13 protein-coding genes are annotated in these 13702 nt (G+C 65.2%); 11 read left to right on the forward strand and 2 right to left on the reverse strand.

The genetic code is table 11. The features are described from left to right. Positions 1-261: 261 nt before the first annotated feature. Positions 262-402, forward strand: a complete 141-nt coding sequence (locus NKG59_RS01980) for an entericidin A/B family lipoprotein (RefSeq protein ID WP_024978581.1) — start codon at positions 262-264, stop codon at positions 400-402. 78 nt (positions 403-480) lie between these two features. Here NKG59_RS01980 and NKG59_RS01985 read toward each other — a convergent pair whose 3' ends face one another. Then, a complete protein-coding gene (locus NKG59_RS01985) occupies positions 481-2208 on the reverse strand; it encodes a phospholipase D family protein (RefSeq protein WP_253534730.1) in 1728 nt (575 codons plus the stop codon). 187 nt (positions 2209-2395) lie between these two features. Here NKG59_RS01985 and cls point away from each other — a divergent pair, with 187 nt between their 5' ends. Beyond that, positions 2396-3829, forward strand: coding sequence for a cardiolipin synthase (cls, locus tag NKG59_RS01990; RefSeq protein WP_045201689.1), 1434 nt, complete (start codon positions 2396-2398; stop codon positions 3827-3829). Positions 3830-3929: 100 nt separating this feature from the next. Then, entirely contained in the window at positions 3930-5192 is a 1263-nt protein-coding gene (locus NKG59_RS01995) for an MFS transporter (protein ID WP_253534732.1), read from the forward strand. Here NKG59_RS01995 and NKG59_RS02000 read toward each other — a convergent pair. After that, positions 5147-6211 carry an AraC family transcriptional regulator gene (locus NKG59_RS02000; protein WP_253534734.1) on the reverse strand — a complete coding sequence of 355 codons (1065 nt, stop codon included), beginning with the start codon at positions 6209-6211 and terminating at the stop codon, positions 5147-5149. The genes NKG59_RS01995 and NKG59_RS02000 overlap by 46 nt on opposite strands. A gap of 143 nt (positions 6212-6354) precedes the next feature. On the opposite strand from NKG59_RS02000, the gene NKG59_RS02005 reads away from it, so the two are divergent. From NKG59_RS02005 to NKG59_RS02040, 8 genes are all read left to right on the forward strand, one after another. Further along, complete coding sequence (locus NKG59_RS02005) at positions 6355-7410, forward strand: beta-keto acid cleavage family enzyme (protein WP_045201692.1); 1056 nt, start codon at positions 6355-6357, stop codon at positions 7408-7410. 71 nt (positions 7411-7481) lie between these two features. Then, complete coding sequence (locus NKG59_RS02010) at positions 7482-8822, forward strand: MFS transporter (RefSeq protein ID WP_253534736.1); 1341 nt, start codon at positions 7482-7484, stop codon at positions 8820-8822. A gap of 131 nt (positions 8823-8953) precedes the next feature. Next, the gene (locus NKG59_RS02015) at positions 8954-9934 is read left to right on the forward strand and encodes a quinone oxidoreductase family protein (protein ID WP_253534738.1); all 981 of its coding nucleotides are present in this window, start codon (positions 8954-8956) and stop codon (positions 9932-9934) included. Positions 9935-9943: 9 nt separating this feature from the next. After that, on the forward strand, positions 9944-10792 hold the full coding sequence (locus NKG59_RS02020; RefSeq protein ID WP_253534740.1) for a TauD/TfdA dioxygenase family protein: 849 nt from the start codon (positions 9944-9946) through the stop codon (positions 10790-10792). A gap of 57 nt (positions 10793-10849) precedes the next feature. Then, a complete protein-coding gene (locus tag NKG59_RS02025) occupies positions 10850-11983 on the forward strand; it encodes a porin (protein WP_253534742.1) in 1134 nt (377 codons plus the stop codon). A 92-nt stretch (positions 11984-12075) separates the two neighbouring features. Beyond that, entirely contained in the window at positions 12076-12651 is a 576-nt protein-coding gene (locus NKG59_RS02030) for an RBBP9/YdeN family alpha/beta hydrolase (protein WP_253534744.1), read from the forward strand. Beyond that, positions 12638-13357 carry a DsbA family oxidoreductase gene (locus NKG59_RS02035; protein ID WP_253534746.1) on the forward strand — a complete coding sequence of 240 codons (720 nt, stop codon included), beginning with the start codon at positions 12638-12640 and terminating at the stop codon, positions 13355-13357. Before NKG59_RS02030 ends, NKG59_RS02035 begins: the two co-directional genes overlap by 14 nt. A gap of 5 nt (positions 13358-13362) precedes the next feature. Beyond that, positions 13363-13680 (forward strand): Rieske (2Fe-2S) protein, encoded by a 318-nt coding sequence (locus tag NKG59_RS02040; RefSeq protein ID WP_253534749.1) that lies wholly within the window; start codon positions 13363-13365, stop codon positions 13678-13680. Positions 13681-13702: the final 22 nt, after the last annotated feature.

Genomic DNA, 13702 nt, shown 5'->3' on the forward strand with positions numbered 1-13702 from the left:
GCGGCGCAGAGATCGTCTTCCCGCGCCCCTCTCCAGGCACCCTGTTCACTCCCAAAGGTGCTAACGGCAGGCGACGGCGGAAATAGAGGGCATCACCGCGAATGTCCGGAATGCGCCGCAAGTGATATGCAAGAAGTAAAAAAGATGCGGCCGACGCACCCGCGTGCGCGAGGTGGCACTAAAATGCGGGTTGCGCCACCGTTGGGGTGGCAATTACGCAAACATCGTGCGGGATACCGCACGGCTCACTAGGGGATCGAGATGAAGAAACTGATCGCGCTGCTGGCCCTGGGCTGCGTCGTCCTGGCAGGCTGCAATACGATGGCCGGCATGGGCAAGGACATTCAGACGGGCGGCCAGAAGCTGGAAAACGCTGCTGACAACACCAAGCAGAAGATGTAATAAAGGGACGGTCGGGGGGAGCCCCTGGCTTGAGATGAGAAACGCCGCAAGTTCGCGGCGTTTTTTCTTTTGGAGCCGCTACAGGAGCTCTTCCGGGGTAAATGGCGCCAACATCTGGATCCACGTCCGGCGGCCGAGGCCCACTTCCGGCTCGTGATCGACGACGATCTCCTTGCCGTTCTCATGCGTGGTCCAGCGCAAGTGGCCGTCGTCCTTGGTCACCCGGTAGGCGCTGTCGCGCACCGAATCGTCAAACAGCTTGGCTACTGCATCCGACAGCACCGGGCTGCGGATGATCAACCCCGTTTCCGTATTCAGCCCGATGGAGCGCGGGTCGATGTTCATCGAGCCGACAAACAGCGTGCTGCGGTCCACCACGATCGATTTCACATGCAGGCTTGCCTGCGACGAACGGAACGTGCCGAACATCTTCGGGCGATCGCCCAGCGTCGGGCGCAGTTCGTACAGTTCGACACCGTCGTCGATCAGCGCGCCGCGATATTTCGCGTAACCCACATGCACGATGGGCGCGTCGGTCGCTGCCAGTGAGTTGGTCAGCACACGCAGCCGCACGCCCCGATCCTGCAGGCGCTTGGCTACCTCGACGCCGCGCTTGCCCGGCACGAAGTACGGCGAGATCAGCACCACCTCGCGCTTGGCCTCGTCAACCAGACGCAGAAGCGTCTGGGCAAGGCGCTCGCCGCCAGGTTCCACCTCGTCACCCGACACCTTGGCTGGACGATCGACGATCACCTGCGCGGGCGCCCACTCGAGGCGCAGGCGGCCACGGGCGATCTGATCAGCCAGGAACCAATCGCGCGGGGCAGGCTTGAGTGGCAAGGGCTGCTCCGGCGCGGGGCTGGCGAGATCGGTCTGGTTGCGGCGTTGCTCGAGCTGCGAGATCGTCTGATCGGATGCCGGCTTGGCCGAACCGGAGCCCATGTCGATCGGCCGGGTCGGCACATCGATATGCTGCGGCGGCCCTTCAGGCCGGTTGGGCATCGTCACCGGCGGCGGATAGTTGCCCTCTCTCGGCTCGGGCGGATGCGCCTTGCTCGGCTCGGGCGCCAGTGCCTGCACCGGATAGGCAAATTCGCTATTCCAGTACGCATCGAACGCCGACGACAACTGGCGCACCGCCGGCCCCGCGGCCAGCACGTCCAGATCGACGAAGTTGGTGGTCTGGTTCTGCGTGAAATATTCAGCGCCCAGATTGCGCCCGCCCGTCACGGCCAGGGCGTTGTCAGCAATGAAGGCCTTGTTGTGCATGCGCCGATTGACGCGGCGGAACTCAGCGGCACCGCTCAGGTACCGTGTGACGTTCGACATCCGCCCGCCCGGAAACGGGTTGAACAGCCGCACGTCGATGTTCTTGTGCGACGAGAATTTGAGAAATGCCAGATCGCGCCCATCGCTGTGCAGATCGTCGACCAGCATGCGTACGCGCACCCCGCGGTCGGCAGCGGCCCGCACATGGCGCATCAGTTCGCGCACGCTGTTGTCGCTCGCAATGATGAAGTACTGCAAGTCTAGCGTGCGCTCGGCCCGGTCGGCCAGCGTGAGCAACGTGGCATAGGCTTCTTCGCCCGACGGGATCAGCCGGAAGCCGGACACATCCGCCGAGGGCGCATTCGACTGTGCGAGGCGCCCGAGCGAGGTGGCCGACTCGGCATTGGGCAGCGCCGTCGTCACGGTGCGATCGACGTGTTCCGGCAAGCTTGCGCAATCCGTCACCAGCGCGATGGCCAGACACGCAAACCAGGCGCGCAGATACGCGATCGGGAGGTTCCTCGGGTGCCCTTGCATGTTCGATGTTGTGTTGGGTACGGCAGGTCGAGAGGACGTCTACTTCACACCAGCATGTGGCGTGCCTGAACCGACGCCACGGCCAGACTACGCGAGATATCAGCCGGGGCAATATCCGTGTTTATCCGACGCCACCCCGAGCGTGTCAAAATGGCCAACGGTGTGCCGTTTCCCCCCACTGCCTTCAATGCTGACCAACACCACGGCATTTGCCACTTTCCTCTTTCTTGTGCACTGCGTGGGCGTGCTCGCGGCCATGCATGCCGTGCTGACCGTGCGCACGTCACAGGGTGCCATCGCGTGGGCCATTTCGCTCGTCACGCTGCCGGAGTTCACGCTGATCCCCTATCTGATCTTCGGGCGAAGCACCTTTGCCGGCTATGTGGATGCGCGACGCTTTCACAACGCCCGCCTGCGCGAAATCACCCTCTCCGACGACTGGCGCCGCCTGCGCGACCATGAATCCAGCGTGGTCGCGCCGCAGCACACCTGCATGCAGGCCTTGCCGCGCCTGACCGGCACACCGTGCCTGGCCCGGAATCGCGTGCGTCTGCTCGTCAACGGCGCGGAAACCTTCGATGCCATCTTTGCGGCGATTGCACAGGCGCGGCGCGTGCTGATCGTCCAGTTCTTCATCGTGCATGACGACACGCTCGGCCGCCGCCTGGCCGAACTGCTGCTCGAGCGCGCACGTGCCGGGGTGCGGGTGTACTTTCTCTTCGACAGCATCGGCTGCCACGCGCTGCCCCGCCGCTATGTGCAGCGCCTCATTGAAGGCGGCGTGCAGGCCAAGCCGTTCTCCACACACGCCGGGTTCGTCAACCGCTTCCAGCTCAACTTCCGCAACCACCGCAAGCTCGTGGTGGTGGATGGCGAGCGCGCTTACGTTGGCGGCCACAACGTCGGCAACGAATACATGGGTGAAAAGCCGCCGCTCGCACCGTGGCGCGACACGCATATCGAGATCGTCGGTGCGGCGGTGATGGACTTGCAGCTGACCTTTGCCGAAGACTGGTATTGGGCCGCCCGCGAAGTGCCGCAGTTGATCGTGCCAGAACTGCGGCCTGAGGAAGACATGGTCTGTCAGGTGGTGGCTAGCGGCCCGGCAGACAAGCAGGAAACCTGCTCGCTGTTCTTCATGGAAGCCATTCAATCGGCGCGCAAGCGGCTGTGGATTACGTCGCCGTACTTCATACCAGACGAAGCTGTGTTTGCCGCGCTTCGCCTGGCCGTGCTGCGCGGGGTGGACGTGCGCATCCTGATCCCGTCACGGCCAGACCATCACATGGTGTTCCTGGCCTCCACGCTGTACGCGTATCAGGCGATCCGCGCAGGCGTGAAAATCTACCGCTACCTGCCAGGCTTCCTGCACCAGAAGGTCGTGCTGATCGACGACGAGGCCGCCGCCGTGGGCAGCGCCAACCTCGACAACCGCTCGTTCCGCCTGAACTTCGAGCTGATGATCATGACCGCCGACCCGCGCTTCGCCAATGACGTCGCACAGATGCTCGAAGTCGATTTTGCCGAAGCCGCTCGCGTTGGCCGCGACGAATACGAACGTGCACACCCGCTGCGCCGCGTGATCATGCACGTGGCCAAACTGTTCGCCCCCATCTTGTAATCACGCTCCGAGTTACGAGTTCCGAGTTCGCCCGCAAGAAGCGGAGCGCTTCCAGGCATCGCTGTCCGTACCCTGAAGTGAACATTTTCAGGAGTGTGCGATGTCCGATCCCCATGACTCTGCTGTCGACCGCCTGCCGCCGGGCTTCAACCGGCTGGCGGCCTCGAACCTGGCCGCGCAGTCGGCCGAACAGATTGCGCTGGCCGCCATGCCAATGGTTGCGGTGCTTACCCTGCATGCCGACGCCAGCACAGCGAGCTGGCTGCAGGTGGCCCTCACGCTGCCGTTTGTGCTGTTTGCCATTCCCGTGGGCATGCTGGCGGACCGTTGGCCCAAACGCGCATTGATGGCCGGCGCAGAGGCGGTGCGCGCGCTGGCGTTGTTTGTTGTGGCGGGCCTGCTGGTGGCGGGGCGGCTGAACCTGGCAACGCTGGGCGTGCTGGGCTTTATTGCGGTGTGCGGCACGGTGGTGTTCAGCGTGGCGGCGCCAGCGCTGGTGCCTTCGCTCGTGCCGGCAGCGATGCTTGCGCGCGCAAACGGCCGCATCGAGCTGGCGCGCACGATTGCATTTGCGTGCGGGCCGGCTATCGGCGGTGCGTTGATCGGCTGGACCGGCTCGATGACAGCATTCGCGCTGGCGGCGGCGTTGTCCGCCATGGCTGCGGCGCTGCTGGCAGGTGTGACGGCTCCGGAGCCCGTGGCGCGGCACGCGGCGCACCCGCTGCGCGACATTGCCGAGGGCGCGCGCTTCGTGTTCCACCATCCGCTGCTGCGGCCGGTGTTCATCACGCAGTGCGTCTTCACCATGGCGTTCTTCATGGTGTTTGCCATCTTCGTTCCGTATGCGGCGCATCGGTTGAACCTCTCTGCACAAGCGATTGGGATGACGCTCGGCATGTACGGCGCGGGCATGGTGATCGGCGCGCTGCTGGCCGCGCGCATTCTGGCGCGCTGGCGCTTCGGCCATGTGGTGGCGACTGGCCCGGTGTGCGGACTGGCGGGCGGTGTGCTTCTTGCGGCCACGCTCTGGCAGCCGTGGCCCGCGCTGGCACAAGCGGGGTTCTTTCTGCTGGGTTGTGGGCCGATTCTGTGGGTGGTGAGCACGACGACGCTTCGGCAAACGGTAACGCCGCCCACGCTGCTGGCGCGCGTATCCGCAGTGAATGTGATGTCGTATGGCGCTCGGCCGATCGGCGCAGCAATGGCCGCGTGGCTTGCCGCACACGCTGGTGCGGGGGCGTGCCTGCTGATGGCGGCGGCGGGCTTTGCACTGCAGTTGCTGTGCATCCTGCAATCGCCCGCGGTGCGGCTGGCGCGTCAGCCGCGTGCGGACGATACGTCGGCCGGGCTTGAACCTGCCTGAGCCGCGTCGGCACCGCGATCACCGCGCTGCACATCGCGCCACGCACGCGGCGTCATGCCGAAGTGGGCGATGAACCAGCGCGTGAACGACGCCTGCCGCGTATAGCCGAGCAACGCAGCTACCCGCCCGATCCGGTAGCTCGGGTTCGCCATGTAACGAACGGCCAGGTTGTGCCGGACCTCCTCCACCAGGTCAGAGAACGTCATGCCAGCCGATTCCAACTGGCGTTGCAAGGTCCGCACGCTCAGGTGGAGGTGGTCCGCCACCTGCTCCACCGAGGCGCGCTCCAGCGGCAGCAGCAGGTAGATCGCCCGACGCACGTCCTGCACCACCGCCTCTTGCGCCGATACATTGAGCGGCTCGGCAAGGCTCTCCGCGTAACGCACGAGGGCCGGGTCAGCCGCAGGGTTGGGCGTCTCCAGATCGGCAGCCGCGCAGACGATGCCGTTGAAGTCGCTGCCGAACACGATGGGGCAACCAAACACGCGCCGATGCAGGCTGACGTCGCTGGGGGCGGCATGTGAGAAGTGGATGCTTCGCGGCTTCCAGTGAACCCCCAGCAGCGCGCTGCACGTCCGGGCGAGCACGCCGACGGCCAGCTCGTTGGCCTGCCGCAGCGGCACCGGCGTCTCGGTGATCACCTCTTCGCGAATGACCACCATGTCGCCGTCGGATTCCAGGTAGATCGCCAGCGCCTCATTCAGCAGGTGGCGGTACTGGATGATGGCCTGCAGCGCCTCGCGCAGCGTGCGCTTGTGGGCGAGCAACAACCCGAGCACACCGAAATCCAGTTCCTGGCGCGCCTCGGCCATCTGCAGCCCGAGCGTCGGGCACGGGGCGTTAGCGGCGGTGATCTCCATCAACTGGCACGTCGCCACGACCGAGACGAGCTGCTCTGGATCGGTCAGTCTGGCGGGGTCCAGCCCCACCTGCCGCAGCGCCTCCTGCGGGTTGAAACCGAGCCGCCGCACGACCTGGAAGTAGCCGTTGAGCGAGCGGGCACGCACCATCGTTTCCATAGATTTCAGGGTGCTCCGAACCGTCTTGGTGTTTACACGGAATGGCGCCAAAAGAGAAAAAATTGGCGCCAATTGAGAAATTCAAAGCTACCGCTTCCCTATAGTGAAGTCCAGCCGAGACATCCCCTACAGGAGCCCCCAACATGCAATTCCTCGATGATTCGCTGCACCCCGAAAACCAGGACAAAGTCGTCATTACCGTTGCGCCGTACGGCCCGGAATGGATGCCGGAAGATTTTCCCGAAGACATTCCGGTCACGATGGAAGAACAGGTGCAGAAGGCCGTCGATTGCTACAACGCCGGCGCGACCGTGCTGCACCTGCACGTGCGTGAACTGGACGGCAAGGGCTCCAAGCGGCTCTCGAAATTCAACGAGCTGATTGCCGGCGTGCGTGCGGCGGTGCCCGACATGATCATCCAGGTAGGCGGCTCGATTTCTTTTGCGCCGGAAGACGAAGGGCAAGCCGCCAAGTGGCTGTCGGACGACACGCGCCACATGCTGGCCGACCTGACCCCAGCACCCGATCAGGTGACCGTGGCCGTCAACACCACGCAGATGAACATCATGGAGTTGCTGTATCCGGCATATCTGGAGGGCACATCGCTGGCCAATCCGGCGCTGGCTGCGGCCTACGCAGAAATGACCGTGCCCGCCGGCCCCGCCTGGCTGGAGGAGCACCTGCGCCGTCTGCAGGCCTCCGGTGTGCAACCGCACTTCCAGTTGACCGGCATCCACGCGCTGGAAACGCTGGAGCGCGTGGTCCGCAAGGGCGTCTACAAGGGCCCGCTCAACCTGACGTGGATCGGCATTGGCGGCGGCTTCGACGGCCCCAACCCGTTCAACTTCTTCAACTTCATCCACCGCGCGCCGGATGGTTGCACGCTGACGGCCGAGTCGCTGCTCAAGAACGTGCTGCCCTTCAACATGATGGCCATGGCAATGGGCCTGCACCCGCGCTGCGGCATTGAAGACACGATCATCGACCAGCACGGCAACCGCATGACATCCGTGCAGCAGATCGAGCAGTGCGTGCGCGTGGCGCATGAACTGGGCCGTGAGGTTGCCAGCGGCAAGGAGGCCCGCGCCATCTACCGCATCGGCGTGCAATATGACAGCGTGGAAGAAACGCTGGCGAAGAACGGCATGTCCCCCAACCGTGCCCCGAACGTGAAAAACCTGCCGCTGCGCGCGGCCTAAACTAGAAGCCGCAGTATCACCGGGCCAACACAGGCGGCGCTCAACGCAAGCGCCGCCACTCGGAGACAACCATGAATCTGCATGCCGCCGACCCGCGCGCAGACCACCACGACGGCTACCTCGTCGGCCGACCCCAGGCGTGGTTTGCGTTTGCAATGACCTTTGCACTGATGCTGTTCGATTACATCGACCGGCAAGTCATCGTGTCGCTTTTCCCGCATCTGAAGACAGCCTGGGCGCTGTCCGACAAGCAACTTGGCGCGCTCGTCTCGGTCATCTCGATCGTGGTGGCGGTGGGTGGCTTGCCGGTGGCGCTGTTGGCCGACCGCTACAGCCGCGTCAAGAGCATCGTCGTGATGGCCACCGTATGGAGCCTGGCAACGATCTCCTGCATGTTCACGCGCAATTACGGACAGCTCTTCACCGCGCGCGCCATCGTGGGCGTGGGTGAGACCGGCTACGGCTCGGTGGGTGCGGCACTGATTGCCAGCCTGTTCCCCAAGCGCCTGCGCGCCACGTTGATGGGCGCCTTCTTTGCCGCGGCATCTGTCGGTTCGGTATTGGGCGTGTTGCTCGGTGGCGTGATTGCAGCGCGCTGGGGCTGGCAGGCGGCATTTGGCGTGGTGGGCGTACCGGGGCTGGTGCTGGCGCTGCTCTATGTGTTCGTGCCGGACTACAAAACGGTGGCGATGGCCGCTGGCGGCACGCAAGTGCGGCAACCCGCAGGCACGCTTCTGCAACGCGTTGCGGGCGCGCTCACCAGTTCGCGCACGCTATGGTGGACGTGCCTGGGCGCAGCCTTCCAGTTGATCGTCGTGTCGACCATCTGGGCGTGGCTGCCGAGCTACCTGAATCGCTATCACGGGACACCGCCGGACCGCGCTGCCATGCAAGCCGCACTGGTGGTGCTGTGCGGTGCGCTGGGCGCCTTCGTGTGGGGTGTGGTGGCCGATGTGGTTGCAGCGCGCCGCCAGCGCAACCGGCTGATTGCCGTGGCTGTGCTGGCGGTGGTCACGTTGCTCGTGTTCATGACGGCCTTTGGTACCGCCATGCCGGCCAACCAGCAGTTCCTCCTGATCGCCTTCGGCGGCTTCTTGATGACGTGCACGGTGGCCCCGGCTTCCAGCGTGGTGTTCGACGTGGTGCACCCCGGCGTGCGCTCAACCGGAGCTGCGGTGCTCTCGCTGTTCCAGAACCTGTTCGGCCTGGCCATCGGGCCGTTTGTGGGCGGCGCCGTGTCCGACGCGTGGGGCCTGCAGACCGCCCTGGCAGTGATGCCGATCTTCGGCGTGGTTGCGGCAGGCTGCTTCTTGCTGGCCGCACGCAGCTACGAAGCTGAACTCAAGCGCGTGGCCAACGTGTCGATCGACGCAGCGCCCACCGCTGCACCAGCCGCCGTTGCTTCCGCATGACGGCCTGACTCCGCTAACCGCGCGCCGCCACAAGGCATCGCACCCCTCTCCCGCCTTGACCGCGTCTCGCCAAGCGAGCCGCGCGGGCGGCGCGCACCCCAAACATCTGAAAAAGAATCCAGGAGACATCCATGGCAACCGCAGTCCGCTTTCATGAAACCGGCGGCCCCGAGGTCTTGCGCTGCGAGACCGTCGAAGTGGGCCAACCCGGCCCGGGGCAGGTCCGTCTGCGCCACGAAGCCGTTGGCCTGAACTTTGCCGACACCTACTTCCGCTCGGGCCTCTACCCCGTACCCCGCCCCGCCGGCATGGGCGTGGAAGCAGCAGGCATCGTTGAAGCCGTGGGCGATGGCGTGAGCAATGTCGCCGTGGGCGATCGCGTGACCTACACCGGCTTCATCAACACGCTGGGTGCGTACAGCACCGAACGGCTCATCCCGGCCGCACCGCTCATCAAGCTGCCCGCTGCCATTGCCTGCGAAACCGCCGCCGCCATGACCATGCGCGGCCTGACGTCGGCCTACCTGCTGCGCCGCATCTACCCGTTTGCGAAGGGCAACACGATCCTTCTGCATGCGGCCGCCGGCGGCGTGGGGCTCATCGTCTCGCAGTGGGCCAAGTTGCTTGGGCTGACCGTGATCGGCACGGTATCGAGCGAAGCCAAGGCGGACATCGCCCGCGCGCACGGCTGCGACCACGTCATCAACTACGCGCACGAAGACGTTGCAAAACGCGTGCGCGAACTGACCGACGGCGTGGGCGTGAACGTGGTGTTCGACAGCGTGGGCAAGGCCACCTTCGATGCCTCGCTCGATTCGCTCAAGCGACGCGGCCTGATGGTGTGCGTGGGCACGGCATCTGGCCCGATCCCACCGTTCAACCCGCAACTGCTGGCGATGAAGGGATCGCTTTACCTCACGCGCCCGGCCCTGGCCGATTACATCGCCGATCCGGCCGAGAAAGCCGAGCTTGCCGGCGAGCTGTTCGATCACGTGGCCGCCGGTCGCATCAAGATCGAGATCCACCAACGCTATGCATTGGAAGACGCCGTGCAGGCACACCGCGATCTGGAATCGCGCAAGACGACGGGTTCGTCCGTCTTCGTCATCTGAGGGGCCGCCATGCGTATCGAACAACTGACCAACGCCCTGGGTGCCGAGCTGACCGGCGTGCAACTGGCTGACGCGATCGAAGACGAAGGCCTGTTCGGCGAAATCCGCACCGCGCTGCTCAAGCACCGCGTGATCTTCCTGCGCGATCAAGAGTTAAGCCGCGCGCAGCATGTCGCGTTTGCACGCCGCTTTGGCGATCTGGAAGACCACCCCGTGGCCGGTAGCGACCCGGAGCACCCGGGCCTCGTGCGCATCTACAAGACGCCCGACCACCCGAACGATCGCTACGAAAACTGTTGGCACGCCGACACCACGTGGCGCGAGGCACCGCAGTTTGGCGCCGTGCTGCGCTGCGTGGAATGCCCGCCCGTGGGCGGCGACACCATGTGGGCGAACATGGCGCTGGCGTACGAGAAGCTGCCGGAAGACGTCAAGCGCGACATTGCAAACCTGCGCGCCCGCCACAGCATCGAGGCCAGCTTTGGTGCCGCCATGCCCATCGAAAAGCGTCTCGCCCTCAAGGCGCAATACCCCGATCCGGAACACCCCGTGGTGCGCACACACCCCGAAACGGACGAGAAAGTCCTGTACGTCAACGGCTTCACGACCCACTTCACGAACTACCACACCCCTGGGCGCGTGCGCTACGGGCAGGACGCCACGACAGGTGCATCGGAGCTGCTGCGCTACCTGATCAGCCAGGCCTACATTCCTGAATACCAGGTGCGCTGGCGCTGGAAGCCGAACAGCGTGGCCATCTGGGACAACACCGCCACGCAGCACTACGCGGTCATGGATTACGCGCCGTGCCATCGCAAGATGGAACGCGCCGGCATCATCGGCGGCAAGCCGTTCTAACGATCGTCGGGACACATCGGACCCGTCGGCGATAACACCAAGAGGAGACCCTGCAACATGAAGACGAAGCACATCGCCCCCGCTGCACTGCTGGCCTGCGCCGGCGCGGCCTGCGCGCAATCCGGCGTGACGCTGTACGGCGTGGTGGATACCAACATCGAATATGCGACCAACCTGGCGGGCGCCACACCGGGCAGCTCGGGCAACCGCGTGTCGATGCAAAGCGGCGGCCTGTCAGGCTCGCGCTGGGGCTTGCGTGGCGTGGAAGACCTTGGCGGCGGCCTGAGCGCGCTGTTCGTGCTCGAAAGCGGATTTGCAAGCGACACGGGCCAATCGCAGCAAGGCGGCCGGCTGTTCGGGCGCCAGGCCTACGTTGGGCTCAAGAGCAGCACGATCGGGCAATTCACTTTCGGCCGCCAGTACACGACGCTCTTCCAGTTGCTGGCCAACTTCGAGCCGATGGCGTATTCCACGCAGTACGAACCGGCCGCCGTGCAGACCGGCGTGAATTTCCGGTCCGACAACACCGCCATGTACACGGGCAACTTCGGCCCGGTGACTGCGCAGGCGCATTGGTCGTTCGGCACCGGCGCCCCGAGCGCCAACCCCGCCGGCGGCGGCAACGGCGAGGTGCCCGGCCAAGCCCGGCGCGACAGCGGCTATGGCGCCGGGGTGGCGTACTCGGCTGGCCCGCTGGGTGCCACGCTCGCATATGACCAGTACAACCCCAGCGCCCCGCTGGGCGGTGGCGCGTTCAGCTCCGGCACCGTGCGCAAGGCGGCGCTGGCGGGCAGCTACCTCGTTGGCGACGTGTTCAAGGTCATGGGCGGCTACCGCTGGGGCCAGAACAAGAACGCCAACGGCAGCGTGGCGCTGCGCGACGACTACTTCTGGGCCGGCGTGAACTATCAGGCGACAAACGCCGTGATGCTCTCGCTCGAATACTCGTACCAGAAGATCAAGACCATCAACAGCGCGCCGTCCACGCAGGCCAACCCGTGGCAGGTAGCGTTCATTGCCGACTACACCCTTTCCAAGCGCACCGATCTGTACCTGACCACGGCCTATGCGCGCAACGCGGGCCTGGCGCTCGACCAGGCCACGGTGGACCTCAACGCCACCGGCTACGGCCTGGGTGCCGGCAAGACCAGCATGCTCGGCGCGGCCGTCGGTATTCGCCACAAGTTCTGAGCGGCCCACACCACGGGAGGCGGACTCCGCCGTCTCCCCGGTCGGCATTCGAGGAGGGTGACCTCCTCGTTTTTTCTTCATGGCGCTTCATCATGACGTTGTCCAACACTTCTCCCACCATCCTCATGGTGCCCGGCCTGCGCGACCACGTGGCCGAACACTGGCAGACGTTGCTCGAAGCCAGACTCCGGGCTGCGGGCCACAAGGCTGCGTCAGTCCCGCCGCTGGAAGTCGACCGGCTGAGCTGCGCGGCACGGGTGGCAGCGTTGGACAAAGCCGTCAGCGCCATCGACGGCCCGGTGATCCTGGTGGCGCATAGCGCAGGCGTGATGATCACCGTGCATTGGGCCAAGCGGCACGCGCGCAAAATCCACGGCGCCCTGCTGGCCACCCCGGCCGATCTCGACACGCAGTTGCCGTCGGGCTACCCCACGCAGGACGTGCTGCAAAAAAATGGCTGGCTGCCCTGCCCCCGGCGTCCGCTGCCGTTTCCAAGCATCGTCGCCGCCAGTCGGAACGATCCATTGGCATCGTTCGAACGCGTGGCCGGCATGGCCGCCGACTGGGGCAGCCGCCTGATCGATCTGGGAGACGTCGGTCATTTGAACCCTGCCGCCGGCTTCGGCCCGTGGCCCATGGCGGAAGCCCTGATCCATGAACTCGATTGACCGGCCCATGCAGGCAAGTCCGCGCGACGCAATCCGCCCACGCACCAAGCTCACCGTCGATGTCTTCTTCGACTTCATCTGTCCGTGGTGCTGGATCGGTACGCGCCATCTGGCCAGCGCGCTGCGCACGTTCGCGACGCTGCATCCGGAGGTGAAGCCGAAGGTGCGATGGCGCCCGTATCCGCTGCTGCCGGACACCCCGGCTGACGGGTTGCCCTATCAGGCGTTCTATCTCAGCCGCCTCGGCAGCCCCACTGCTGTGTCGATGCGGCGTGCTCAGGTGCAGCGCGCCGGGCAAGCGGCCGGCATCGACTTCGACTTCACACGCATCAATGTCCTGCCCAATACCGAGCGCGCGCACGGTGTGGTTCGGAAATATCGCCGGGTCGACGCGGGCGGACAGCCCGCTCAGCTCATCGAGCGCATCTTCAGTGCCTATTTTTTGGAAGGCGCCGACATCGGCAACGAAGACGTGCTGCAGCGCCTGGAGTTCGAGCACGACATCGCCCAGGCAATGGCGCTCGGCGCGTGCCCACCCAGCGTCTGCAAGCCAGTGGGCCGCGGCGTGACTGTTTCCGGGGTGCCGCATTTCATCTTCAACTCGGACGTGGCGATTTCCGGTGCGCATCCGGCAAGCACGCTGGTGCGCGCCATGCAGAACGCACTGTCGCTATCGCCACTGCAATCGCAAGAGGAAGCGCAGTGAATAACATGGCGTGCAATGTCACCGTGGCCTTGTCCGGCGAGCTGGGCGCCGGAGAGCGCAAGCTCGTCTTCGTCAACGGCCGCAGCATCGTCCTGTTCAACGTTGAAGGCCGGCTTCATGCCATCGACAACAGTTGCCCGCACAACGGTGCATCGCTGGCCTCGGGCCGTCTTGTCGGCAACGTATTGCAGTGCCCGGCGCATGGCTTGCGCTTCGATCTCGCCACCGGCTGCACGCCCGGCTCCGGCGGCTTGTGCCTGAAAACCTACCCCGTTCAGGAGACCGACGGCCACGTCGTCATCCAGCTCGAAGACGCCAGCTGATTCGCCAAGCGCGATACGAACC

This window comes from Ralstonia chuxiongensis, assembly GCF_024158925.1.
Classification (GTDB): domain Bacteria; phylum Pseudomonadota; class Gammaproteobacteria; order Burkholderiales; family Burkholderiaceae; genus Ralstonia; species Ralstonia chuxiongensis.